Source organism: Colwellia sp. 75C3 (genome assembly GCF_002836255.1).
Taxonomy (GTDB): Bacteria; Pseudomonadota; Gammaproteobacteria; order Enterobacterales; family Alteromonadaceae; genus Colwellia.
Map to the genome: position 1 here is coordinate 710792 of NZ_PJAU01000033.1, position 24666 is coordinate 735457.

22 protein-coding genes are annotated in these 24666 nt (G+C 37.9%); 10 read left to right on the forward strand and 12 right to left on the reverse strand.

The window, feature by feature from the left end; all coding sequences use genetic code 11:
• Nucleotides 1–17 precede the first annotated feature (17 nt).
• The 3 genes from hslV to priA form a co-directional block, all read right to left on the reverse strand.
• A complete protein-coding gene (gene hslV / locus CXF85_RS07475; RefSeq protein WP_101227872.1) occupies nucleotides 18–536 on the reverse strand; it encodes an ATP-dependent protease subunit HslV in 519 nt (172 codons plus the stop codon).
• A gap of 366 nt (nucleotides 537–902) precedes the next feature.
• Nucleotides 903–1475, reverse strand: a complete 573-nt coding sequence (locus tag CXF85_RS07485; RefSeq protein WP_101227874.1) for an SPOR domain-containing protein — start codon at nucleotides 1473–1475, stop codon at nucleotides 903–905.
• A gap of 85 nt (nucleotides 1476–1560) precedes the next feature.
• Nucleotides 1561–3771: a primosomal protein N' gene (priA, locus tag CXF85_RS07490; RefSeq protein WP_101227875.1), complete on the reverse strand. Its 2211-nt coding sequence runs from the start codon at nucleotides 3769–3771 to the stop codon at nucleotides 1561–1563.
• 317 nt (nucleotides 3772–4088) lie between these two features.
• On the opposite strand from priA, the gene rpmE reads away from it, so the two are divergent.
• Nucleotides 4089–4301, forward strand: coding sequence for a 50S ribosomal protein L31 (gene rpmE, locus CXF85_RS07495; protein ID WP_101227954.1), 213 nt, complete (start codon nucleotides 4089–4091; stop codon nucleotides 4299–4301).
• Nucleotides 4302–4472: 171 nt separating this feature from the next.
• Here rpmE and CXF85_RS07500 read toward each other — a convergent pair whose 3' ends face one another.
• Nucleotides 4473–7034: a zinc-dependent metalloprotease gene (locus CXF85_RS07500; RefSeq protein WP_101227876.1), complete on the reverse strand. Its 2562-nt coding sequence runs from the start codon at nucleotides 7032–7034 to the stop codon at nucleotides 4473–4475.
• A gap of 322 nt (nucleotides 7035–7356) precedes the next feature.
• On the opposite strand from CXF85_RS07500, the gene CXF85_RS07505 reads away from it, so the two are divergent.
• The 4 genes from CXF85_RS07505 (at nucleotide 7357) to dnaB (ending at nucleotide 11214) form a co-directional block, all read left to right on the forward strand.
• The gene (locus CXF85_RS07505) at nucleotides 7357–7959 is read left to right on the forward strand and encodes an RNA polymerase sigma factor (RefSeq protein WP_101227955.1); all 603 of its coding nucleotides are present in this window, start codon (nucleotides 7357–7359) and stop codon (nucleotides 7957–7959) included.
• Nucleotides 7952–8527, forward strand: coding sequence for a hypothetical protein (locus CXF85_RS07510; protein WP_101227877.1), 576 nt, complete (start codon nucleotides 7952–7954; stop codon nucleotides 8525–8527). Before CXF85_RS07505 ends, CXF85_RS07510 begins: the two co-directional genes overlap by 8 nt.
• Nucleotides 8528–8625: 98 nt before the next feature.
• On the forward strand, nucleotides 8626–9591 hold the full coding sequence (locus CXF85_RS07515; RefSeq protein WP_101227878.1) for a DUF4097 family beta strand repeat-containing protein: 966 nt from the start codon (nucleotides 8626–8628) through the stop codon (nucleotides 9589–9591).
• Nucleotides 9592–9795: 204 nt separating this feature from the next.
• Nucleotides 9796–11214, forward strand: coding sequence for a replicative DNA helicase (gene dnaB / locus CXF85_RS07520; RefSeq protein ID WP_101227879.1), 1419 nt, complete (start codon nucleotides 9796–9798; stop codon nucleotides 11212–11214).
• Between the two features lie 348 nt (nucleotides 11215–11562).
• Here dnaB and CXF85_RS07525 read toward each other — a convergent pair whose 3' ends face one another.
• The 5 genes from CXF85_RS07525 to CXF85_RS07550 form a co-directional block, all read right to left on the reverse strand.
• Nucleotides 11563–11982, reverse strand: a complete 420-nt coding sequence (locus CXF85_RS07525; protein ID WP_101227880.1) for a secondary thiamine-phosphate synthase enzyme YjbQ — start codon at nucleotides 11980–11982, stop codon at nucleotides 11563–11565.
• 735 nt (nucleotides 11983–12717) lie between these two features.
• The gene (locus tag CXF85_RS07535; RefSeq protein ID WP_101227881.1) at nucleotides 12718–13248 is read right to left on the reverse strand and encodes a VOC family protein; all 531 of its coding nucleotides are present in this window, start codon (nucleotides 13246–13248) and stop codon (nucleotides 12718–12720) included.
• A gap of 184 nt (nucleotides 13249–13432) precedes the next feature.
• Complete coding sequence (gene purU / locus CXF85_RS07540; protein ID WP_101227882.1) at nucleotides 13433–14293, reverse strand: formyltetrahydrofolate deformylase; 861 nt, start codon at nucleotides 14291–14293, stop codon at nucleotides 13433–13435.
• Nucleotides 14294–14422: 129 nt separating this feature from the next.
• The gene (locus tag CXF85_RS07545) at nucleotides 14423–14674 is read right to left on the reverse strand and encodes a VF530 family DNA-binding protein (RefSeq protein ID WP_101227883.1); all 252 of its coding nucleotides are present in this window, start codon (nucleotides 14672–14674) and stop codon (nucleotides 14423–14425) included.
• A gap of 147 nt (nucleotides 14675–14821) precedes the next feature.
• Nucleotides 14822–15550 (reverse strand): glutathione peroxidase, encoded by a 729-nt coding sequence (locus CXF85_RS07550; RefSeq protein ID WP_101227884.1) that lies wholly within the window; start codon nucleotides 15548–15550, stop codon nucleotides 14822–14824.
• A gap of 286 nt (nucleotides 15551–15836) precedes the next feature.
• Here CXF85_RS07550 and hutG point away from each other — a divergent pair, with 286 nt between their 5' ends.
• A complete protein-coding gene (hutG, locus tag CXF85_RS07555) occupies nucleotides 15837–16625 on the forward strand; it encodes an N-formylglutamate deformylase (protein ID WP_101227885.1) in 789 nt (262 codons plus the stop codon).
• Nucleotides 16626–16689: 64 nt separating this feature from the next.
• Entirely contained in the window at nucleotides 16690–18099 is a 1410-nt protein-coding gene (locus CXF85_RS07560) for a formimidoylglutamate deiminase (protein WP_101227886.1), read from the forward strand.
• A 33-nt stretch (nucleotides 18100–18132) separates the two neighbouring features.
• Here the strand turns inward: CXF85_RS07560 and CXF85_RS07565 are convergent, their stop codons facing one another.
• On the reverse strand, nucleotides 18133–18489 hold the full coding sequence (locus tag CXF85_RS07565; protein ID WP_101227887.1) for a hypothetical protein: 357 nt from the start codon (nucleotides 18487–18489) through the stop codon (nucleotides 18133–18135).
• A gap of 170 nt (nucleotides 18490–18659) precedes the next feature.
• Between CXF85_RS07565 and ccoG the strand changes: the two genes are divergently transcribed.
• The 3 genes from ccoG (at nucleotide 18660) to CXF85_RS07580 (ending at nucleotide 21837) form a co-directional block, all read left to right on the forward strand.
• A complete protein-coding gene (gene ccoG, locus CXF85_RS07570) occupies nucleotides 18660–20123 on the forward strand; it encodes a cytochrome c oxidase accessory protein CcoG (RefSeq protein WP_101227888.1) in 1464 nt (487 codons plus the stop codon).
• Complete coding sequence (locus CXF85_RS07575; RefSeq protein WP_101227889.1) at nucleotides 20123–21109, forward strand: serine/threonine protein kinase; 987 nt, start codon at nucleotides 20123–20125, stop codon at nucleotides 21107–21109. Before ccoG ends, CXF85_RS07575 begins: the two co-directional genes overlap by 1 nt.
• Nucleotides 21110–21192: 83 nt before the next feature.
• The gene (locus CXF85_RS07580; RefSeq protein WP_101227890.1) at nucleotides 21193–21837 is read left to right on the forward strand and encodes a thiol:disulfide interchange protein DsbA/DsbL; all 645 of its coding nucleotides are present in this window, start codon (nucleotides 21193–21195) and stop codon (nucleotides 21835–21837) included.
• A gap of 199 nt (nucleotides 21838–22036) precedes the next feature.
• On the opposite strand, the gene CXF85_RS07585 is transcribed toward CXF85_RS07580, so the two are convergent.
• Both CXF85_RS07585 and CXF85_RS07590 read right to left on the reverse strand, forming a co-directional pair.
• Complete coding sequence (locus CXF85_RS07585) at nucleotides 22037–23107, reverse strand: trypsin-like peptidase domain-containing protein (RefSeq protein ID WP_101227891.1); 1071 nt, start codon at nucleotides 23105–23107, stop codon at nucleotides 22037–22039.
• A 136-nt stretch (nucleotides 23108–23243) separates the two neighbouring features.
• Complete coding sequence (locus CXF85_RS07590) at nucleotides 23244–24635, reverse strand: Do family serine endopeptidase (protein WP_101227892.1); 1392 nt, start codon at nucleotides 24633–24635, stop codon at nucleotides 23244–23246.
• Between the last annotated feature and the right edge of the window lie 31 nt (nucleotides 24636–24666).

The following is a 24666-nucleotide window of genomic DNA, read 5'->3' on the forward strand; positions in this document are numbered from 1 at the left end:
TCAATTTCAACTTAGAACTATAGTTCGTCTATAGTCTGTTCTTGGTTGGTAAAGACACAGATATTGCCAGCGATAGTAAGTGATTTTTCTACTATTTCTTTAGCACTTAACTCTGTGTTTTCTAAGAGGGCAGTCGCCGCAGATTGGGCAAAATTACCACCACTACCTATGGCTATAAGGTCATGCTCAGGCTGAATAACATCGCCATTACCGGTAATTATTAAAGAGGCTGTTTCATCGGCAACGGCTAATAAGGCTTCAAGTTTTCTTAAGGCTCTATCACTTCGCCAGTCTTTAGCAAGCTCAACGGCAGCTTTAGTTAAATGCCCCTGGTGTTGCTCTAATTTACTTTCAAAACGCTCAAATAAAGTAAAAGCATCGGCTGTACCACCGGCAAAACCGGCGAGTACTTTACCATTATATAAACGGCGAACTTTACGGGCATTGCCTTTCATTACGGTATTGCCAAGTGATACTTGACCATCTCCGCCAATAGCCACTTTGCCATTACGTCTTACTGAAACAATAGTAGTCACATTAACCTCATCTTAACTGAATTCTTTGATGTTAATGTAATTGGGGTATTTATGGATTTTTCAAGGATTGAGGGGAATAATTAATAGTATATCCCCGTTCAACTTGAAGATGCAGGACTCAGCTGGAATTAGAAACGCCTTTAGGCAAGGTATTGATTGAAGATAATGGTTACTCCCTTTTCAAAATCAATAACGCAGCATAAAGCGTTTCTAAACCAACCCTTTGGGGAAGGCTGAGTAAATCATACTCTGCGTTGTATTTCTTTTTAAGGGAATAACCCTTAATAAAAAAATACGCCTTGATTATGAATCGCTCAGACTTCCTGAAACGAGCATTTGCAAGTGGAGCGGGGATAAGTCTTGTTACTACCACCCCCAAATTTGGCAACCATTGATATTATTACGTTTGAGTTTATGTTTATGCTTTTCTGCTTGGCGTTTACGAGGGTATGGACCTAAAAATACTTTATGCCAAAGACCACTTGTACCCGTGACACTTTTCACTTGCGCTTCAAGGCCTGAAAAGGCGATGCGAGCTTTTAACGTTTCGGCTTGTTTGGCTGTTCTGAATGAGCCACATTGCATTTTATATGGGCCTTTTTCTTTGACCTCATATTGGCCCACTTCAATTTCTTTAGTTTCTAAATCTTTAACGTAAGTCCATTTTTCTTTAGGTAGCTCAGGTAATTCGTCTGCTCTATTTTTAGCTTTGATTTCTGTCGTGACTTTAACTGGCTCAACTAGTGGCGTTTTAGTACTTGGATCTGTCTTTAGTGACCATAAACCATAGGAAAATGCAGCAATTAGCATTATAAGTAATAGGCTAATCAATTTCGATTTAAGTGGAATTCCACTAGCGTTTTTAGGTGATTTTTTACCATTACGGGTATTCTTTTTCTTTTTTGCAGGTGCGCGGGAAACGTAATCTTGATTAGCCATGAAATAGGGAGAGTCGCTAAGGGGGAAATTTTAGCTAGTGTAACCGAGCTAACATGAAAAAACACGATTACCTTAGGCTTTTTTGTTACCAGTTTAAATCAATGGGATCGATATCTAAGCTCCAGCGTACTTTACCTTGCCATTCATTCTTGGGTATCAATGCCAGTAGCTGTAAAATTCCGTGGTGCAATTCTTTTCGCGATTTCGCTTGAATGATCAAGTGATACCTAAATTTACCTGCTTTTTTCTCCATTGCTGCAGGGACTGGTCCGGCAAACTCACAACCGGTTAGTGGTTGCTGAGTTAGTGCTCGTAAAAATTTTTCTGGGTAAGAAGGATAATTTGCATCAGCCCGCAACAAGGCTTGAAAAGTAAAAGGTGGTAGTCGTGCCTGTTTTCGTTCAGTCAGTGCTTGATGAGCAAAATGGTGGTAGCCATTGTGTACTAAATCTTGCAATAAAGGATGATCTACAAAGTTACTTTGCACTAATACTTTACCTGGTTTACTAGCACGACCGGCACGTCCCGCTACTTGAATCAGAAGCTGCGCCATTTGTTCACTGGCACGAAAATCAAAGCTGAATAAAGCACCATCAACATCGAGTACCGCAACTAAGGTTACATCGGGAAAATGATGCCCTTTGGCGAGCATTTGAGTACCCACTAATAGTTGATGTTTTTTATCACTCACTTCCTGTAGTAACTTTGCCAATTCACCCTTTTTTCGAGTACTATCTCGATCTATACGTACAATAGAACTGTCAGGGAATAACTCTTCTAAGCGTGATTCTAATTGCTCTGTACCTTGACCTAATGGCGCTATACGAACGCTGCCACAACTTGGACATTGTGGAGGTATGCGTCTTTGACTGCCACAGTGATGACAAATAAGCAGCAGTTGTTTTTGATGTAAAGTATAAGGCTTATCACAACGTTGACAATCAGCAAGCCAATGACACTCCTGGCAATTGATTGCGGGTGCATATCCACGTCTGTTTAAAAATAATAATACTTGTTCGCCGCGTGCTAAGGTTTTTTTCATTTCATGCTTAAGTGTACCAGACAAGCCAAATTCAACTTGTTGTTGGTTCATATCAATAAGCGCAATTTTAGCTTTAATACTTTTACCGGCACGATTATGAAGTTGATGGTAGCTATATTTACCTGACAACGCATTTTGTAAAGACTCAAAGCTTGGCGTCGCGCTGCCCAAAACAATAGGAATATCTAGCTGTCGAGCGCGAAGAATAGCCATATCTCGACCATGGTATCGAAAACTATCTTGTTGTTTTAATGATGAGTCATGTTCTTCATCAATAATAATTAAACCGAGGTGATGTAAAGGTGTAAAAATTGCCGATCGCGTGCCAATTACAATGGCAGCACAGCCTTGTTGAGCGCTTAACCAAGTGGCAAGGCGTTCTTTATCATTTAGCCCAGAATGATGCAGAGCAATAGGTACGTTAAATCGTTGCTCAAAACGGCTTAATGTTTGTGGTGTTAAACCTATCTCCGGCACTATCACTAATACTTGTTTGTTATTGGCAAGTACATCTTCCATGGCTTGTAAATAGACTTCAGTTTTACCACTGCCGGTAACGCCATCAATCAAATGGCAAGAGAAGCTTGCTAGAGAGCTGTTTATTGCGCTGACGATGATCGCCTGCTCACTGGAAAGCACTAACTTATCAGCTTGGTTGAGTGTATCTTCTTGCCAAACAAATTGGCTAACAACTTGCTCTTTTTCAATGATCAAATCTTTGCTGTGTAAAGCGTTCAACTGTGCTTTGTTATAACCCAAAGTACGAAGCTCAACCCAGCTGATGCCATGATGGCTGTTAATCATTTGATAAAGGTCATATTGTTTGGCGGCTTTCTTCGCTAACTTAGACACTAGATCGGCGCTGTTTTCACTTGGCGCTTGTGCTTGCCATACCATAGGTGGGCTTAAGCTTATATTTTCTATTTTTCTGAGTAATATAGGTAAAGCTTGTTGGAAAACATCGCCAACGGGGTGATGATAATAATGAGCGCATAATTGTAAAAAACTAACCAGTGACTGACTTAAGTTAAAGTTATCATTCAGGCGACCAGCTATGCTTTTAACTTTCCGCACGTCGAAATTACATTGTGCTTGTGCGTCGATAACAATACCAATAACCTTGCGCGAACCAAAAGGAACAGCAACACGCTCACCCACTTTAATTGCAGGTAAACTGAGTGTTTCAGGCACTTGATAGGTAAATAGCTGTCGCATAGGGACAGGAATAGCAACTTGAATGTATTGTTCGGGCACTTTTAATCAGCAGGCTTGGTTATCAATAGTTAGCACTATTTTGCCCGCTGTAATCAATACTGCCAAGTAACAATGCAGCTTTCTTTCTAAATAACGCTAATAAGCCCTTTTTTAGTCAGTTTACGCTGATTTATGTTGCAGTTATTTAGGCTATCATTTATTATTCGCCCCCATTAATTTTTAACTACGTATGGTGCTTGGCATTTCGGTTTTCTTAATCAAATAAACTCTTGAGAGGTTATTTTTTAAAGGTAAACAATAAGTAAATGGCTAAGTGGCGATACGCCCAATTTCTCTTTAAAGAGATAGAGGTTCCCATGAAAAAAGATATTCATCCTAAATACGTTGAGTTCAATGCTACTTGTTCTTGTGGTAATGTGATCACTACTCGTTCTACTGTAGGTAAAGACCTTCATTTAGACGTATGTTCTGCTTGTCATCCATTCTACACTGGTAAGCAAAAAGCTGCTGAGACCGGTGGTCGTGTTGATAAATTCAACAAACGTTTTGCTGCAATGGGTAAGAAGTAAATTCTTATTAATTAGCAAAAAACGTAAAAAAGCGCCTTTTGGCGCTTTTTTTGTGTCTGTAAATTGATGACTGTTCTCTCCGTATAAGCTCAGATATTAATTTATCTAAACGTGTAGACATAAAAAAGCCCAGACAATAAATGCTGGGCTTTCTGTTAAATCAATAAGTTGTTAAACCTTAAGTGCTTTGTTTATCATCAAGCTAATATAAGCATCTTGCGCTTTTACTGCTGTATCTTTACCAAAGCCCATAGAAGAGCTCTTATCTAAAATCTCAGTAAGCTGACCTAGTGCCGCTGCTTTAGCTAAGTTGTCGTAAGATGATGGTTTAGCTACACCGGCAATATCAATGAGACGTTTCACATACTCTACTTGAATATTACGGCTAGTAGAGCTACTTTTTTTACTATCAACAAAAATTGCAGTGGTTAAATCACCCATCACAGCGGTTAGCGAATAGTCATTTCCGTATAAACTCGTATCTGAAATACGCTTTAATACGTTTTTATGTAGCAGTTGGTTTAATACCGACTTTTGCATATTCAAAATCATATCATGCGCTTTAGGATCTTCATTTTTACTGTAATAATTAAAACCACGGCGTTGGTGCTGCATATAGCTGTACAGAGGCTGCATGCTTTCTAAAGTATCACCGGCGAACACATAACTTGTTAGGGCTTGCATAGCGGCTTGCTGTCTTTCTTTAGGTACAGGCGTATAAGGCAAGCTTTGTTCAGTATTGCTATCAACAACGTTACGCTCAACATAAACACCACCAATTTGACGAGAAATAACATCAGCTTGGCGCTTGTATTGGCCAAAGAGTGAATTGGCTGAAATTAATAATTGTTGATGTGACTGACCATCAACTAACGTTTTATCTTTTAACTCACCCAGTAAATCTTGAATCAAAAGCATGCGGTCAGCAGCATAAGCAACAGGGTTAGATGATAAATCTCCTGTCATAATACGTGGATCTATATGGCGACCTGGAGCGCGCATATCATCAGCATCATTACCAAAGGCTAAACCTTTCTCAGCAGAGCGGGATAATATTTTAGCTAAACGTTCAGCTTCTTGCTCTGGATTTTCAAGGGCAACTGAATAACCGTAGTTAATAGCCCAATCGTCATATGGACCTGGTTCAGTATGAAAGTAATCACCTTGTGTCGTGCCTTTAGGAGCAACATTAATTGGTGCATAATCCATTACCGAGCCAGTTAATATACCTTGAGTCATCGATTTATCATGGATTTCTTTTTCATCCCACATAATTGATGCTTTCATGTTGTGATTTAAACCGAGTGTATGACCAACTTCATGGAGGACTAGATGACGTAAGCCTTCTGTTAAAATGGCTTTATTTTCAATATCACTGCCGTTTGACATACTCTGGCCAAGTAAGAATCCTTGCTGTAACTCATGACCTGCACTACAGTTCAATGCATTACTAGATCTAGGTGTTTGTTGCATCTCTTCTTCTGAATCACTAAAACCTATGCTTGCAGCGCCTTGGCTATATAAACTGCTATATATCCAACGATTTTTCATAAATACAAATTCAAGCATGATATCCGCGCCTAACATCTCACCTGTTAATGGGTTGGCTAAAGACGGTCCATAACCACCAAAACGAGGTTGAGGTGAAGAAGTCCAACGCAATACATTATATTTTAGATCGCCAGCTTGCCAGGTGGCATCATCAGGCTGAATTTTAACTTGCAAGGCATTTTTAAAACCGGCTTTTTCAAAAGATGAGTTCCATGCTAATACTGCCTCGCTAATTGTGTCACGCCACTCTACAGGCGTGGTGTTTTCAATCCACCAAACGATAGGTTCAACAGGCTCAGATAAAGTCGCACTTGGATCTTTTTTTACTAAATTCCAGCGATTAATGACATCTTTATAAGGAGCCCAGCTACTTGAGGTCATTTGATCATATTGAGTACCAAAATAACCAATACGGGCATCTTCATAACGTGGAGAAAACTCTTCTTTAGGCAATTCAATGAACGAGTGTTGCAACTTAATGGATACCGAACGTGGGTCGGAAACCGCGTTAGAACCATAGACACTTGGATTAGGATTGTTGAAGACATAATCGACAACAATATCAACATTATTATCGTAAGCGCGTTTAGTTAAAATTCGCGACTTCTTGCTATTTAATTTACCTACTTTAAAGCGTTTTTTAGCTTTTTTATCATCAACACGTGCCCAAGGAGATACTTTATGAAGCGCTTCACTTAAGAAAAGTTTGTCGACCTTTAAAGCTATTTGACCATCTTCTACTTTTTCAATTTTTAAACTAGCTAAAACCGCTTCACTTATATTGGCTTCTTTCGCGCGACTAAGTGGGTTGTTTTCATCAAATTGGTAGCGAGACGTTTTCGTAATGATGTCGACACGCTCAAAGTAACGTCTAAACTCAATAATTTTCTCACCACGGTAACCACCACGAAAATGGCCTGCATCAGCTAAGCCATCAACAGTTTGTGCAAAATGCAAAAAAGGTTTATCTAATTGACTCTCATCAAGCAGCATTAAGGTTTCACCAGTCTTTTTATCTTGATAAAAATCAAATAAGCCTAATGTTGCTGTTTTCTTCTCAATCATTTGTTCAATCGTTTGGTCTTTCTTTTTATCTTTATCTTTTTTAGTATCATCGGCGAATGCTATTTGGCTACTGCCTAAAGCGAGTGTAAGTGCTATGGCGAGACTGGTTAATTTCATTGAAAATCCTTGGGATATGCTTTTCTTGTTATAGTTATGATAATTTACCCGTGATTTCAGGGAAAGTAACTAAGCAAACTCAGCAAAACGTAACAAGATGTTGCTGTTTAGCTGTGTAAGGTTCACATAGAATTTTTAAACTTTATAAAATACTCTTTAAACCTTTTTATCACGTTAGGTATCTTAGTTAATATCGAACATTGTTTTAGACAACTATATTAGAGAATTATTTTGAACCAGAGAGAGGCTTTAGCATTTGGATAGCCAAATAAATAAAGATAAAAAAGTCATTGATGGCAAAGCATTATTTAGTGCGAACAAAATGAGTGCTAATAAAAATCATGGCTCTGATGATATTGACGGTGAGCAGGCCTGGATAGCACAAGCTAAGCAGGGCTCACAAAGTGCTTTTTATCAGCTCTATGAAAAACATCACCGGCAAATTTATGCGTTGTGCTGGCGAATGCTGGCAGATAAAGACAGTGCAGAAGATGTATGTCAGGAAGTTTTTGTGGTGCTGTGGCAAAAAATTAATAATTTTCGTGGCGAAAGTAAGTTTAGTACTTGGCTACATAGTGTTGCGACAAATGTAGTATTAGGGCATTTACGTAAACATAAAAACTGGTTGCAGCGTGTTTTTAGCATTGAAGAGCAAGGCACAAATATGGCAGAGCCTAGTGTTAGTTTAACTGATGACTCAACGCTGATGATATTAGATCAGCATATTGCCCGTTTACCAGAACGAGCACGGTTAGTTTTTGTTTTGTTTGCTGTTGAAGGGTATCGCCATGAGGAAATTTCGAAGATGTTAAAAATGGCGGTAGGTTCAAGTAAATCGCAATACCACAGAGCAAGAAATTTACTACAAGAATCATTAATGGCTAGTGATTGTATATCGGTTGAGGAGGAGATGAATCATGAGTAAAAAGATATCTCAAGGCAAGGTAACTTCAGCGAATGGAATTTCAGAAAAATCACTCGCACAGCAAGTAACAAATTTACCGAATGAAATGGCACCAGAGCGAGATTTATGGCCAGGTATCGAGCGAGCGATCAGCCATAAGAGTCAGCAAGTAACCACTGATAAGCAAAGTAATATTTTTATTCCAAGTGCTTGGGCAGCTTCAATTACAATGGTGATATTGATGTCTTGGTTTACTTTTTCACCCACTATAAGTGAAAAAGATGCCACTGCCTTAGTGAATACGCAAGAAGAAAACCGTGTTACTCAAGGGCAGTTAGTTGATTTTATGCAAAAAAACTTTCAGCAACAAAAGCAGACATTATTAGTAAGTTATGGCCAACCGACCGTTGATAAATTACCGCCAGCAATGCAAAAAGAATTAACGCAGCTAGCTGATGCCAGATCATCCATAAGAAAAGCGCTGCTAACGGATGAAAATAATGCCGATTTATTGAATTTATTAGACTTTACTCAGCAGCAAGAATTGAAGTTGTTGCAACAATTATATCGCCAATATCAAGTGATTTAGCTAAATAGACGTTACTAAAGCAGCGTTAACTAAGAGTAACATTTACTCAAAGCAGAATGAGCTAAACACAGTATTAAATACCCAAAGAAGAGGTTCCTATGAACAAATTAACAAGAAAAATACAACAATGCGCAAATATCATCACAGCGGTATCTTGCTTACTATTAAGTGCACAGACATACGCAGCGACAGAAATTGCAGAAAGCTTACCAAGTGATAATGTCACTAACATATCTATTAATAACCACAGTGGCTTAATTAATGTTGTCGGCTGGGATAAAGATAAAATATCGGTTACTGGCACTTTAGATGATGATGCAGAAAAACTTATTTTTGAACAAAAAGGTGCTCAAGTTCTTATTAGTGTTGAATACCCTAGAATGGATAATTGGAGCGCTGATGGCTCAAAAATAACTGTTTTTATGCCAAAAAATATTCGCATGAAATCGTCAAGTATTTCTAGCGATATTCATCTATCAAACTTACATGGTGGTGTTGAAGTTAAAACCGTTAGCGGTGATGTTTTGGCAAAAAATGTAACACAAAGTGTTGAACTCAACAGTATTAGTGGCAATATCAACACTGATAAATTATCAGGTAAGGTATCGTTATCTGCAGTGAGTGGCGATATAAAAGATACTGACTCCACTGGGCGGTTAGAGATTAGATCAGTCAGTGGTGAAGTTTTTACCAATAGCCAAGCCAAGGAAGTCTTTTTTAATAACGTTTCAGGTAGAAGTAAGCTTAATTTAGCTGATGTTATGGAGCTTCGTATAAGAACTGTTAGCGGTGATTTAAAAGCAAAAGTAACGTTAAATGAGAAAGCATTACTTAAAGCGTCAACGGTAAGTGGTGATTTAACATTTACTTTTCAAAAGGGTATTGATGCTGACTTCAGCCTTAAATCAAGTGTTGGCGGCGACATAGACAATAACATCACTCAAGATAAAACAGAGCATGATGAATATGGTCCAGGTGCTAAGTTAAACTTTCAAACCGTTAATGGTAGTGCTTTAGTTCGAGTATCAACGGTTAGTGGTAACGTTGAGGTTAGTAGTAAGTAATCCATTAGTATTCTATTAGGAATCTATTTACCCATAATGCCCTTTTTTGGATAAACTTTTATATTCCCAAAGGGCAAATTCTGCTACATTAGCAATCCTTTTTTAGATACTCGCCTGTGTTGTTTTACCTTGCTAATAGCAAGAGTCAAAGCAAAAATTAAGACAAGCGCGAGTATGGTGATGTAGCAGAGTAGGGTTAAGGTAATGGCCGACAAAAAGCCACGTAAATTTGCAAAAGAACAGCAATTCATTCGAGATAAACAGATCGATGAATTAAAAGTACCTCCACACTCATTAGAAGCGGAACAATCGGTTCTTGGTGGACTGCTACTTGATAATGAAACGTGGGATCGTGTTGCTGAGAAAGCCGTTGCCGCTGATTTTTATAGTCGCTCACATCGCCTTATCTTTGAAACTATTGGCGCATTAATTGAGTTAGGCGAACCGGTTGATTTAATTACCCTTTCCGAAGCTTTAGAAAACGATCAAAAACTTGATGATGCTGGTGGTTTTGTTTATCTCGCCGAGATGATGAAAAATACGCCAAGTGCAGCAAACATCGCCGCTTATGCTGATATTGTACGTGAACGTGCAGTAACGCGTGAAATGATCAGTGTTGCCAATGAAATTGCTGAAGCAGGTTATGATACCCAAGGTCGAAGCAGTGCTGATTTACTCGATTTTGCTGAAACCAAAGTTTTTGCTATTGCTGAAAAACGTGCCAATAAAAATGAAGGCCCTGAAAGTCTTAATTCAGTATTAGAAAAAACCGTTGATAGAATCGAAAAGCTTTGTTCAACACCATCAGGTGGTGTTACCGGTGTACCGAGTGGTTATGCTGATTTAGATAAAATGACAGCCGGTTTACAAAAGTCTGATTTGATCATTGTTGCTGCTCGTCCATCGATGGGTAAAACAACCTTTGCGATGAACTTGGCTGAGCATGCCGCGATGACACAAGAACATCCCGCGCTTATTTTCAGCTTAGAGATGCCAGCAGATCAAATCATGATGCGTATGTTAGCCTCCTTAGGACGCATCGATCAAACCAAAATTCGTACCGGTCAGTTAGAAGATGAAGATTGGGCTCGCCTTTCTTCAACCATGGGTTTGCTCATGGAAAAAGGCAAAATGTTCATTGATGATGCTGCTGGTTTAACGCCGACAGAAGTTCGTTCAAGAGCGCGAAGAATACATCGAGATCATGGCGGTATCAGTTTGATCATGATTGATTATTTACAATTAATGCGTGCACCACAATTCTCTGATAACCGTACCTTAGAAGTTGCAGAAATTTCTCGTTCACTCAAAGCCTTAGCGAAAGAATTAAAAGTACCTGTTGTTGCACTATCTCAGTTAAACCGTGGTTTGGAGCAACGTGCAGATAAACGACCAATTAACTCAGATCTACGTGAATCAGGTTCAATAGAGCAGGATGCTGATTTAATCATGTTTATTTATCGTGATGAAGTTTATAACGATGATAGTGAATTTAAAGGCATGGCAGAAATTATTATTGGTAAGCAACGTAACGGACCGATAGGACGTGTACCCCTAACTTTCCAAGGTAAGTATTCCCGTTTTGATAATTATGCCGGACCGCATGTCCTAGAAGAAGACTAAACTTATAGCTAAATAGCACTCATCTTGTCGTTGTATGGTCCAATATAGGCGTTAAAAGTACTTATTGACTAACGTCAACTCAGTGCTTTTTCCTTTAACTTGAACCGTACAACTTAAAGCTGAATGCTATTATTGATAAGTAAATTTGAGAATGACGTCATTGAGGTTAGGCTATTGTAAATTAAGCCTAGTAGTTAAAGGTAAGTTATTATAGATGAATCTTTCAGTGGTCATCCCCGTGGTATTTTAGTCGGGGATCCAGTTTGTTATCGTTTATACCTCTAAATCATAAATTCAAGGGAATAACGCCTGTTTAGTTAGGTTAATCAGGCCTGACGACTCAGCACTCTACTCGCCATTAATGGTAACTACAATCGTGCGGCTACCTGCATGGTTTCTATGTTCACCTAAATATATCCCCTGCCAGATTCCAATATTTAATTGCCCATGACTAATCGACAAACTAAGACTATTACCTAGCAAACTGGCTTTTATGTGGGCTGGCATATCATCATCACCTTCATATGTGTGCTGATAATAAGGTGCTCGTTCAGGCACAAAGTGATTAAAGTGCGCTTCCATATCTGAGCGTACTGTCGGGTCAGCATTTTCATTAAGGGTAATGGAGGCAGAGCTATGTTTTATAAAAAGGTGAAGAATGCCACAGCTCACTTTACTCAGCTCTGGTAGCTGGTTTAGTATTTCTTCAGTGATTAAATGAAAACCACGCTTTCTCGCTTTCAATGTAAGTTCAGTTTGATTCCACATGGTTTATCTCATATTTTATGATGATTATTTATTGTTAGCTAACATATAAGTTCGCAAATTCTTTGATGGCTTCAGGCAGTAGCTTTTCAATCATGGCTATCTGCTTACTATTTTTATCATAACGGGCATAAAGCTTTTTATGAATACCTGTTTCTCCTAAGCGCATACAATGAAAAAGTGATTGCTAGATAAGGCTTGAGGCTAACCAATCAGGCAAAGTAGCCACGCCCATGTTTGCTGAGATCATTGGTAATACCAAGTACATTAATTTATTGACCACTTAGCGAGAATTAAAAGGCTTAGAGGCAAGGCATTGATTGAAGATAATGGTTATTCAGGAGAATGTGCTCCTGCATTATCTAAGAGGCTACATCCGTGTAGCGTCCTTATCAAAATTAATAACGCCGCATATATGCCTTTTAAACTCGCCCTCGGGAGTTTATTAGCAAACTGATAACTGCACAAAATTAATAAAATATAGAATAACTATGTTTAAGTAATTTTGTTGGTTCTAAGCTCGCTAATATAACTCTAAGTTGATCAATAAATTAGTGTAATTGGTATAACATATCCTTACTTGATGCGTTGATGAACAAGCCTATCCCAATGATTTAGATTCTAGTGTTTACGATATTCGTTCACCGAATGTAGCAGAAAAAAGCACCTTAGCGATTAGCTAAGGTGCTTTTAGTTTCATATTTTGTCTGTAAGCTAATTAGACATAACGCTAATAAATTAATCTAGTTCGTGTAACCAGGCCGCATGACGTGGAGCACGTTTAGTTACTGACCATTCATCAATCATGTCGTGAGCGACTCTGTTAAGTTCTTTATATTGTTCGCTAGTACCAATATCGACAGCAAGCTCTAAACGGTGACCGTTAGGATCAAAGAAGTAGATAGATTTAAATATACCGTGATTAACGGGTCCTAGAACATCAACACCCTTACTTTCAAGCTCTTCTTTAGCGGATACTAATTCATCATAACTCGCAACTCTTAGGGCAATATGCTGTACCCAAGCTGGCGTATTTTGATCTCTGTCCATGGTTGGAGAGTTAGGTAATTCAAAAAAGGCCAATACATTTTCATTTCCTGCATCGAGGAAAATATGCATATAAGGATCGGGTGCTTTAGTTGAAGGTACTTCATTTTCAGCAATAGCGAGCACTAAATCCATGTTTAGCTTGTCTTTGTACCAAGTTGTTGTTTCTTTTGCATCTTTACAACGATAGGCAACGTGATGAATTTTTTCTATATTAATCATGATCAGGACTTCTATTAAAATAGCTTATGAGGTAATTTTAATCATAAAGCGACCTATTAGGCTAATTTAAACCTAATTTAGTAAAATACTATACGTCAGGGGGAGTTGACGGCTGTACAAAAATAATTACAGCCGTAGAGATGAAAGCGTTTAAAGAGCTTAATTAAGCTTCAAGTAAGTTAAGTTACGCCAGGATTACTGTTTTATCACCATTGACGCAAACGCGTTGTTCCGCATGAATTCTTACCGCATGACTCAATGCTGTCGCTTCTAAATCATGACCCATATGTACCATTTGCTCTATGGTAAAAGTGTGATTAATTGGCTTTACTTCTTGCGCGATAATAGGTCCTTCATCAAGGTTAGCCGTTACATAATGGGCAGTGGCTCCAATAACTTTAACCCCACGAGCATGCGCTTGGTGATAAGGGCGAGCACCTTTAAAACTAGGTAAAAACGAGTGATGGATATTAATGGCTTTACCTTGTAATTGTTGGCATAAACCATCAGAGAGTATCTGCATATAACGGGCTAATACTAATAAATCGACCTTAAGCTCTCTCATCAAATTGGTAATTTGAGCTTCTTGCTCTAGTTTAGTTTCTGCATTTACCGGTAAATGATAAAAGGGCACTTTATGCCACTCACTTAACGCCTGACAATCTTGATGATTAGAGATAACGCCAACGACATTGATGGGTAATACACCCGATCGCCACTTTGTCAGTAACGACACTAAACAGTGATCGTCTTTTGATACCGCAATAAGAATATTGGGTACATCCTCACGTTTACGCAATTGATACTGCATGGCGAGCGGTTTTGCTAATTCATCTAATGCTTCAACAAACTCACTACTTGAAACGGTTAAGTTACGATCATCAAAGGCAATACGTGAAAAAAACGTTTCACTATATGGGTCACTGTACTGAGAGGTTTCGGTAATAAAAGCACCGTGTAAAAACAGGCTTTGTGATACTTTGGCTAAAACGCCACTATTGTCAGGGCATTGCCAAGTTAAAATGTAATGGGTGGCTAAAGACATAACGAGCTAATTCTTAATGAGTATTGTAGCCATCATTAGATATTTTTCGTTGTAATGCCAGTGTTTTAATAGCTTGTCTGGCTATATCTTATAGAATGAATAGCCAGCTAAGCAAATGAATCTGTCGAACTAGTTCAAATCATCTGATTCAAATGAATTCTGAATTTTAATTTTATTTTTAATATAAAGCTGCTCAACCTTTTCTCTCGCCCAGGGGGTTTTACGCAGAAACTTTAATGTTGATTGAATACTTGGATCATCAGTAAAACATTTAATTTTGATTGTTTTACCTAACGCTTCAAAGCCGAAGTAGGCTTCTAGTTCAACAACGATGGTCTTTAGTGTTAGGCCGTGAAGAGGGTTGTAAGGCTGGTTATCCATTATTTATTCCAATAAGTAACATTAATACTAGTTATTGAGAACTAGCAGTAGTCTGTAAACAAAAAAAACACAATAACAAGAGTATATCATTATTGTGTTTTTATTGGGATATAGCTTAGTTTTTAACGTTATAATTACTTAGAAATGTTAGCTAAAATACTTTGTTAATTCGTCATTGCCACCAATGTGTTTTCCGTCAATAAATATTTGTGGTGTAGTATCTGCATTTGAAATAGCACGCATTGCTGTAATCGTTGTATCATCGCCTAATACCAACTCTTCATACTGTAAGCCTTGTTCAGTTAATAACGCTTTGGCTTTAGTACAATGTGAACAACCATGTTTAGTGAAAATTGCTACTTCTGTTTTTTGAACTGCTTCAGGGTTTATGAAGTTAAGCATAGTATCAGCATCAGATACTTCAAACGGGTCGCCTGGTAAATCAGCTTCGATGAACATTTTTTCAATAACGCCATTTTTAACTAACATAGCATAACGCCAGCTACGTTTTCCAAAACCTATCTCAGCTTTATCAACTAATAAACCCATGCCTTGAGTAAACTCACCGTTACCATCTGGAATAAAGCTAATTTTGTCGGCATCTTGGTCTTTTGCCCAAGCATTCATAACAAAGGTATCGTTTACAGAAACACAAACAATTTCATCAACACCATTAGCAAAGAATTTAGGTGCTAATTCGTTATAACGCGGTAAGTGAGACGATGAACATGTTGGGGTAAATGCACCCGGTAATGAAAAAACTACCACCGTTTTATTCGCAAATATATCGTTATAGTTGCGTGAAATCCATGTGTCATCAGCTATGATTGGAAAAGTGACTGAAGGGACTTTTTGACCGGTAATATCAGTAAACATAATGAAATCCTTTATGGGTTAATTGTATTTGTTCTGCGAGTAGCTGCTTAGCTTAACTCGTTAAGATGAAGCTATTATGATAGCTCAACTAATTTAAGTAAAACAGATTAAATCTATCATTACGATAGTTAATACCTATCAACAATGGTAAGTGGCATAGCTAGTTTAATAATGAGCAAGCTAAAAGAATTCCATCTATCCTTGCTCACAGTAACTAACGCATGATAAATTAGCGCTTGCAAAGTTGTATATACAATTTGGTTAGTGGCCAATTTTAGGGGATAATATGAATACAAGTTATGACTTAGTCACGGGTAACATTGGTATGTTAATTAGCATGCCGCATAACGGGCAATTAATCCCCGACAGTATCGCAAGTAATATGACAGCTACGGGTCATCAGGTTCCTGATACTGATTGGTATATGGATAAGCTCTATGATTTTGCTCAAGATCTTGGTATTTCGATTATTAAACCTAAATATAGCCGCTACGTTATCGATTTAAACCGAAACATTGATGGCGTAAATTTATACCCAGGAGCGAACAGCACAGAGCTTTGCCCAACCACAGCATTTGATTTGTCGCCATTATATATCACCGGGCAAGAACCCGATGAAGCTGAAGTTCAGCGAAGAATTGATGGTTACTGGCAACCTTATCACCAAGCATTGAAAAATACGCTGGCTGAAATGAAAGTTAAATATGGCAAAGTTGTCTTACTTGATGCTCACTCAATATTGTCACAAGTACCACGTTTTTTTGAAGGACAGTTACCCGATTTTAATTTTGGTAGTGCAAATGGTGAAAGCTGTAGCGCGGAACTGATTAATAAAATAGCCCAACTTGACCTTTCTCCTTATTCTAGCGTAGTAAATGGTCGTTTTAAGGGCGGTTACATCACACGTGGTTATGGCAACCCGACAGAAAATATTCATGCTGTTCAGTTAGAGTTATCACAACATACCTATATGGATGAGCCTAGCGATCAATACAATGAAGAAAAAGCAGCTAAAGTAAAAGAAAAGTTACAGACATTTGTGCAATGCTTAGCTGATTTCACTCAAGATAAGTAACGCTAAAGCAATAATATACTGATAAATCAGCAACAATATTAATAGAGAAATTTAGTAGAGCAATATGAAACTATACGCAGAAAATATTTTATTAAATGATGGTTGGGCAAGCAATCAAACCATTACTATTGAGCAAGGTATTATTACGGCTATCGAAACTGGCATGGTTGAAGGTGCAGAGATAGCTAAAGGGGCCGTCATTCCTGGTATGGTCAATTGTCATTCTCATGCATTCCAACGTGCTTTTGCTGGTTTTAGTGAGCAAGGCAGTGAAGGGCAAGACAGTTTCTGGACTTGGCGAAAAATTATGTATCAATTTTTAGCTCAGTTAACTGATATTGATGCAAAAAATATTGCTAAGCAGCTATATATTGAAATGCTAAAAATGGGCTATACCCGCGTCGCTGAATTTCATTATTTACATCATGATATTGATGGTAGTTCTTATAGATCTAATACTTCTGAAGTCAACACCTCAAAAAAGAGTAGCGCAGGCTTAGCTACCATGGCAAAAGCCATTTTTGATGCGGCACAAGAGTCCGGTATCGGTTTAACGTTATTGCCTGTTCTTTATCAACACAGTGGTTTCGGTGAGCAAACACCGAGTGATGGCCAAAAACGATTTATTAATTCTACCGGACAGTTTAACCAGTTAGTTAGTGATTGCTTTACCTTAAGTGAACAATACTCGAATACCAATATTGGTATTGCGCCACACTCTTTACGTGCAGTTGATAAAACATCACTACTAAGTGCAGTAAAAAACGTACGTAGCTTAGATAACCAAGCACCTATCCATATTCATATTAGTGAACAACAAAAAGAGGTTGATGATTGCTTGAGTCATTTCGGTAAAAGGCCGGTGCAATGGTTACTTGATAACGTAGAGCTTGATAAGCATTGGTGTTTAATTCATGCCACGCATATTGATGAATCTGAACGAAAAGGTATTATCGCTAAACAAGCTATTGTTGGTATTTGTCCTACTACGGAAGCTAATTTGGGTGATGGTATTTTTCCAACCACTGAGTTTCTTAGCGAAAAAGGCACTATTGCTATTGGCTCTGATAGTCATATCTCAGTAAACCCAATTGAAGAATTACGCTGGCTTGAATATACCCAACGTCTTATTAAGCAGCAACGGGCTATTTTAGCTACCGATGAACAAGCTTCAGTTGGACAAAATTTATGGCAACAAGCGGCTCAAGGTGGTGCTCAGAGTACTAACAGTAATACCGGGTGTTTAGCTATTGGTAAACAGGCGGATTTATTAGTACTGGATAAGGATAAAACCAAGTTATTTGCTAATGCTAAGCAACACTTACTGGATAGTGTTATTTTTGCTAGTCAGCAAAATCCTATTTCGGATGTGATGGTTAATGGGTTGTGGCAGGTAATAGATCAACAACATCTTGACCAAGAAAAAACTAGCGATAACTTTGCTAAACTATTAGTTAAGCTATCTGCTAGTTAGTATTGGCATAAAGAGCATGCTTTAATCTAGGGGTTAAAGCATGCTTGTGTAGCGGTTTATGGTTGCGCAAACTTTCTTTTCATTAGTGATATGAAAAACAATGTCTCTTTGTTCTGTCTTACAGACAGATAAGTAAAATGATTTAACATTTTTCCTTGATGAAGTGATCTCTAGTAAGTGCTCAACTTCTATTTCAGAAAAATTATCGAGCTCACTTTTTAAGTCTAGATAAATTTTATCGGCCTTCAAACGTACTTTTGTATCACCAAACTCACTGAAACCATCCTGTAAAACAGCTATGCCGTCATTATAGAACTTGGTCACTTCCTCGTTAGGGTAGAAATGTAAATAGACTGCGGCAGCCACGATTAAGATCAATAAATGCTTCATAATATGTCATATAATAAATTAGAAGAGAGGATTTTATATTAATTAGACCGTTTAAGGTATAATTATTAGCAATTGTACGATTTTGTTAATAAAATCATTCTCTTTTTGATACTAGCTAGCTTTTTTTAGTCATCCGCTAGTAGTTACTTTTCGCTTATCAAGGATTCATCGTGAGAGCAGACGACCAATCATCCTCAACGCCTAAGACAAACAAGGCGGTGGTAGAACAACATATCCCCATTAAAAATGTAAAAATCCATGGTAGTAAAAATACCGGTAAAGAACGTTATAAACCAGGTGATCAAATATATGTACGTAAAGTTTCTGGTTTGTTTCAGAAGCTAAGACAGCGTATGAATTTGGTGTATTTTGCTTTCTTTTTAATGCTTCCTTGGCTTCAGTTTAATGGTCATCAAGCGGTATTGTTTGACATAAGTGAACAGCGTTTCACCTTATGGAGTCTGACATTATGGCCTCAAGATTTAACCTTACTTGCTTGGTTCAGCATATTTGGGGCATTTTTACTGTTTTTTGTTACCACTTTCCTCGGACGAGTTTGGTGTGGTTATATGTGCCCGCAAACTGTGTGGACTTTCATTTTCATTTGGTTTGAAGAAAAAATTGAAGGGACCGCTAATCAACGGAGAAAACTAGATGGGCAAAAAACGAGTAGTAATAAGGTGATACGAAAAACCTTAAAGCATGCTGCCTGGCTGTTATTCTCCTTATTTACAGCGATGACTTTTGCGGGTTATTTCTCTCCAATGCAAGATTTATTTGTCAACGTTTTTACCTTAGATACCAGTGTGATGATGGCAGGTGTTTTAGCTTTCTTTACCTTTGCCACCTATGGTAATGCGGGTTGGATGAGAGAAACAGTTTGTTTGCATATGTGTCCCTATGCGCGTTTTCAGTCAGCGATGTTTGATAAAGATACTCTTACGGTTTCGTATGATGCTAAGCGTGGTGAGAGCCGAGGTCCTCGTGGCCGTAAACAAGATCATAAGGCTATGGGGTTAGGGGACTGTATAGACTGTAATTTATGTGTTGAAGTTTGCCCTACCGGTATAGATATTCGTAACGGATTACAATATGAATGTATCAATTGTGGTGCCTGTGTTGATGCCTGTTCAGGTGTGATGAGTAAAATGAATTATGCACAAGGTCTGATTCGTTATACTACAGAGCATGAATTAAAAGGTAAGAAAGTTAATCTAGTACGCTCTAAACTCATTGGTTATGCAGTATTATTGGTTATTATGAGTACTATGTTAGTGCTTGAAATTGTTAATCGTGTGCCGTTATCTTTAGATATCATTCGAGATCGTACTGAATTGGCAAGAGAGAAATTTAACGGTGAAATTGAAAATGTTTACACCTTAAAAATACTTAATATGTCGCAAACAGATAATACCTATAAATTGTCAGTGAAAGGTATTGATAATACGATATGGCATGGTAAGCAAGAAGTAACCGTTGAAGCAGCGACTGTTTATACATTGCCAATTAGTATCTCGGTTGACCCTTATGAACTGGAAAAATATATGAGTAATATTACTTTCACCGTTGAACAAATTGCACCGGAAGGTGAGGCGAAAATCGAGCAAGAAAGCCGATTTTTCAATAAACGCTAATGGCATCATTTGATTTTAGTGCCTTGTCACCAGACTTAATCATTGATGGCATAGAGAGTGCTGGTTTTAGTGTTGATAGTGGTTTGTTAGCGCTTAATAGCTATGAGAACCGTGTTTATCAATTTCACGATGATAACTTAGTTAAATACGTAACCAAGTTTTACCGACCACAGCGTTGGCAGCTTGCGCAAATAAACGAAGAACATGAATTTTCTTTTGAGTTAGAAGAGCAAGAATTACCGATTGTTGCGCCACTTAAAGTTAATGGACAAAGTTTATTTGAATATCAAGGTTATCATTTTGCCGTTTTTCCTTGTCGAGGTGGGCGAATTTTTGAGGTTGATAATCTTAATCAGTTAGAATGGATGGGACGTTTTATTGGCCGAATTCATGCTGTTTCATCACAAAATGACTTCATACAGCGACCAAGTTTTAATAGCGAAGAGTTACTCTATCAAGCTCGTGAAAGTATCATAGCCTCAAATTATGTCCCCAAAAGTTTAACAACTCCCTTTTTTACCATTTTAGACCAAGTGATTAAGGTGGCTGCTGAGCAGTATCTACCTGCCAAGGATATGCAGAAAATTCGCTTACATGGGGATTGTCATGCAGGTAATATTTTATGGCGCGATGAAGGACCTCACTTTGTTGATTTAGATGATTGTCGAACGGGTCCTGCAATTCAAGACCTTTGGATGATGTTATCAGGCGATAGACAACAGCAGTTGTTACAACTTGATACACTATTAATGGGGTATGAAGAGTTCTTTACGTTTGAAAATGACCAGCTTCTCTTGATAGAATCATTAAGAACTATGCGAGTCGTTAATTACATGGCATGGTTATGTAAACGTTGGCATGATCCTGCGTTCCCACAAAATTTTCCTTGGTTTAATACTGAGAAATATTGGGAGCAGCAAATACTGATGCTTAAAGAGCAAATGTCAGCTTTGCAACAACCACCGTTAAGTTTGAATAACTTTTAGCCTTCATAAGTAATAATAAATAAGTAATATAAATTACTTATTTTTGTTACTGTAATTAGGTAATTTTACTTTAGGAAATAATAATGAATAAAATACTAAAATCTCTTTTGTTAATGCCGTTGTTGGCTTTATCGTTAAACGCAGCTGCTGCACAATACACTGAGGATGAGCACTATACTAAAGTGAATGATTCGGTAACGAAAAAGAAAGAAGTGAGAGAGTACTTCTCAGTATATTGTGGTCACTGTTTTAAGTTTGAGCCTATCATGCACGGTCTTAAGAAAAGTTTACCTAAGGATGCTTCATTTGAACGTAACCATGTTGATTTTCTAGGTGGAGCTAGCAAAACAATTCAAGCAATGATCACCAAATCAATTGTAGTGGCTGAACAATTAGGCGACACAGATAAATTAGTTGGTGCAGTATTTAACTATATTCATGTACAACGTGCGGTAATTACCTCAGAAAAAGACTTAAGAAATATCTTTGTTTTAAATGGTGCTGATGGTGATAAATTTGATAAGTTGATGAAGAGCTTTAGTGTGAACTCAAAGGCTAAATCATTGAAGAAATATCAAGAGAATATGACAGCTAAACGTGTATTGACTGGTGTTCCAACGATTATCGTGAATGGTAAGTATAAAATAGATGCGACTAAATTAGATAAAAATAATTTTGAGCAAGACTACCAAAACTTAGTGAAGTATTTACTTGAATTAGACTCATAAGAACTATAACGGGTAACGTTTAGTTAACTATACTTGCTTGATAGTGCTACTCAATTAATTAAAGTGAGTAATACCAATGGTCTTAATCCGTTTGGTATAATTTAAAAAAGGCAGACTGTATCTTTACAGTCTGCCTTTTTTATAGCTAAAACATTATTAGGCTATCGATAGTTGACGTTAGTTTAGCCTCAGTTAAAGGTTAGTTAGATAATTCGGTAATCTTTACTTTGGTCTCTATCGCATTACCTTGTCGGTAAATCTTAAAGGTCAGTTCGGTATTAGGTTGAGTTTCGGCAATAATATCTAGGGCATCAGCAACACTCTTTATAGGAGCATCATCAATCTGATAGACCACATCATCCACTTTTATTCCAGCCGCTTGTGCGGGACTATTATTCATGACTACTTCGACAATAAAACCTTTTAACTCAGTATTGTAATTGGTCGTGGAAATGCCTAACCAGCCACGTACTACTTTGCCATTTTCGATAATTTGACGCATCACCTTGTAAGCCAATTGATAAGGCACGGCAAAGAATATGCCTTGAATGCTTAATTGTGGATTTGACTGGGTAAACTTTCTTGAATTGATACCAACTAAAATACCATTACTATTAATAAGTGCGCCACCGGAGTTACCTTCATTGATAGCAGCATCCATTTGCAAAAACTCTAAATAACTGGTGTTGCTCAAACCATTACGACCAGTGGCACTAATAATACCCTGAGTGACGGTTTGGCCTAAATTTAATGGGTTACCAATGGCAAGAACGATATCGCCAACGAGTGATATTTGTTGCTCTCTTTGTGGGATTACTGGCAGATTGCTCGCATTTACTTTTAGCACGGCTAAATCAGTGTAATGATCAAAGCCTATCAATTCTGCCGGGTAGATCTGACCATTTTGTAGAAGAACCTGAATAAGGTCTGCTTGGCGAATTACGTGTAAGTTAGTTAGAATATAACCATGGGTGTTCATAATCACCCCTGAGCCTAAACGAGTGCTTTTACGAGCTTTACGGCCATATTGTGGATTTACTTCAATTTGTTCAGAGTAAATGTTTACAACGGCAGGACTGGCGATACTGACAGCCTTGGCAAAAGATAATGGCGTTTGTTGTGCTTGGCTACCTTTAAAAAGACTGGTAGCTAAACTGGTCTCGTTTAAGCCAGGAACTAATCCGGGCATAAGGAGTAATAACACTACGGCGAGCAGTACACCGTAACTTATTGCTGTAATTATATATTTTATTGAGGAGAAGAGTTTCAAAGGTTATCTTATTTTATGTTGTACCAATATTTTCAGTGTAACATAAAAAAAACTGATTACATTGAGTTCAACCGAGGCAAGTTAGTTGAACGCGATGTAATCAGCTTTAGATATTATTTACTTATCCGCAGTATTGTTAACGGATCATTATGTACTGGGAATGATTATCCCTAACAATGTTCAATGCTAATACACCACTTTTATCTTTGAGATAATCACGTAATTGAGCGATATCTTTGATACGACTGCGGTTAACGCCAGTGATAATATCACCCGCTTGAAATCCTGCCATTTGAGCTGGGGAGTCTTCGGCAACTTGTTCGATGATAATTGCCTGCTTTTTAGTATCATTTTCTAATTGAGCGCCATCTAACATAGAGTGAATGCTAGCTGCGGCAATATCTGCACTTTGATCCTGCTTTAACTTAACGGTAAAGACTTTATTATCACCATCTCTTATCACCGTTAACTTAACTTTTTTATTTGCGCCAATTGAACCTATTTTAGCACGCAGTTCAAAGAAGCTCTTTATTGCTTTACCATTCATAGCAATAATAACATCACCCGCTTTAATACCCGCTTCATCAGCAGCAGAGTCAGGCATTACCTGCTCAATAAAACTACCTTGACTAGTTTTTAGCTCCATTGCTTTAGCAATTTCGCTGTTAACACTACGGCCAGATACACCAAGGATACCGCGATGGACTTCACCAAACTCAATGATTTGTGTAACAAGGTTGTGCATCATATTACTTGGAATAGCAAAGCCAATACCGACATTACCGCCACCAGGACCTAATATCGCCGTGTTAATACCTATTAATTCACCACGTAAGTTAACTAGTGCACCACCTGAATTACCGCTATTAATTGCAGCATCGGTCTGAATAAAGTCTTCATAATGTTCAATATTTAAGTTGCTACGTCCTAAAGCACTAACAATGCCCGATGTTACTGTTTGCCCTAAGCCAAAGGGACTACCAATCGCAACAGTGAAATCACCTACGCGTAGATTATCGGAATCTGCTAGCTTCATTTCTTTTAAGTTTTCAGCGTCAATTTGCAATAAAGCAATGTCACTTTTCGCATCACTACCCAATTTTTTAGCTTCTATCTGACGACCATCTTTTAGAGTGATCATAATTTTGTCAGCATTTTCTATGACATGGTTGTTCGTGACAATATAACCTTTGTCGCTATCAATGATGACACCTGAGCCTAGCCCTCGAAAAGGTCGTTGTTGCGCTTGATTTTGTCCTTTGTTACCAAAGAAAAATTTGAAAGCATCAGGAACATTTTGTTGCTGTACCTTATGGGTGCCTATTACAGAGATACTTACTACGGCTGGGGTAACATGTTCAAGCATAGGAGCCAAACTCGGCATTACATGACCACCGACTTGAGCGGGTAAGTTTGCGAGGGCTGGGGCGCTAGTAAGTGCTAAAGTGGATGAAAGTAATGCAGCACTGATGACAATAGATAATTTAGAATATTTTGATGATGTAGATAGTTTTAATGACTTTTTCATACTTAAGAACTCTCCGAAATTAACAGTTAAA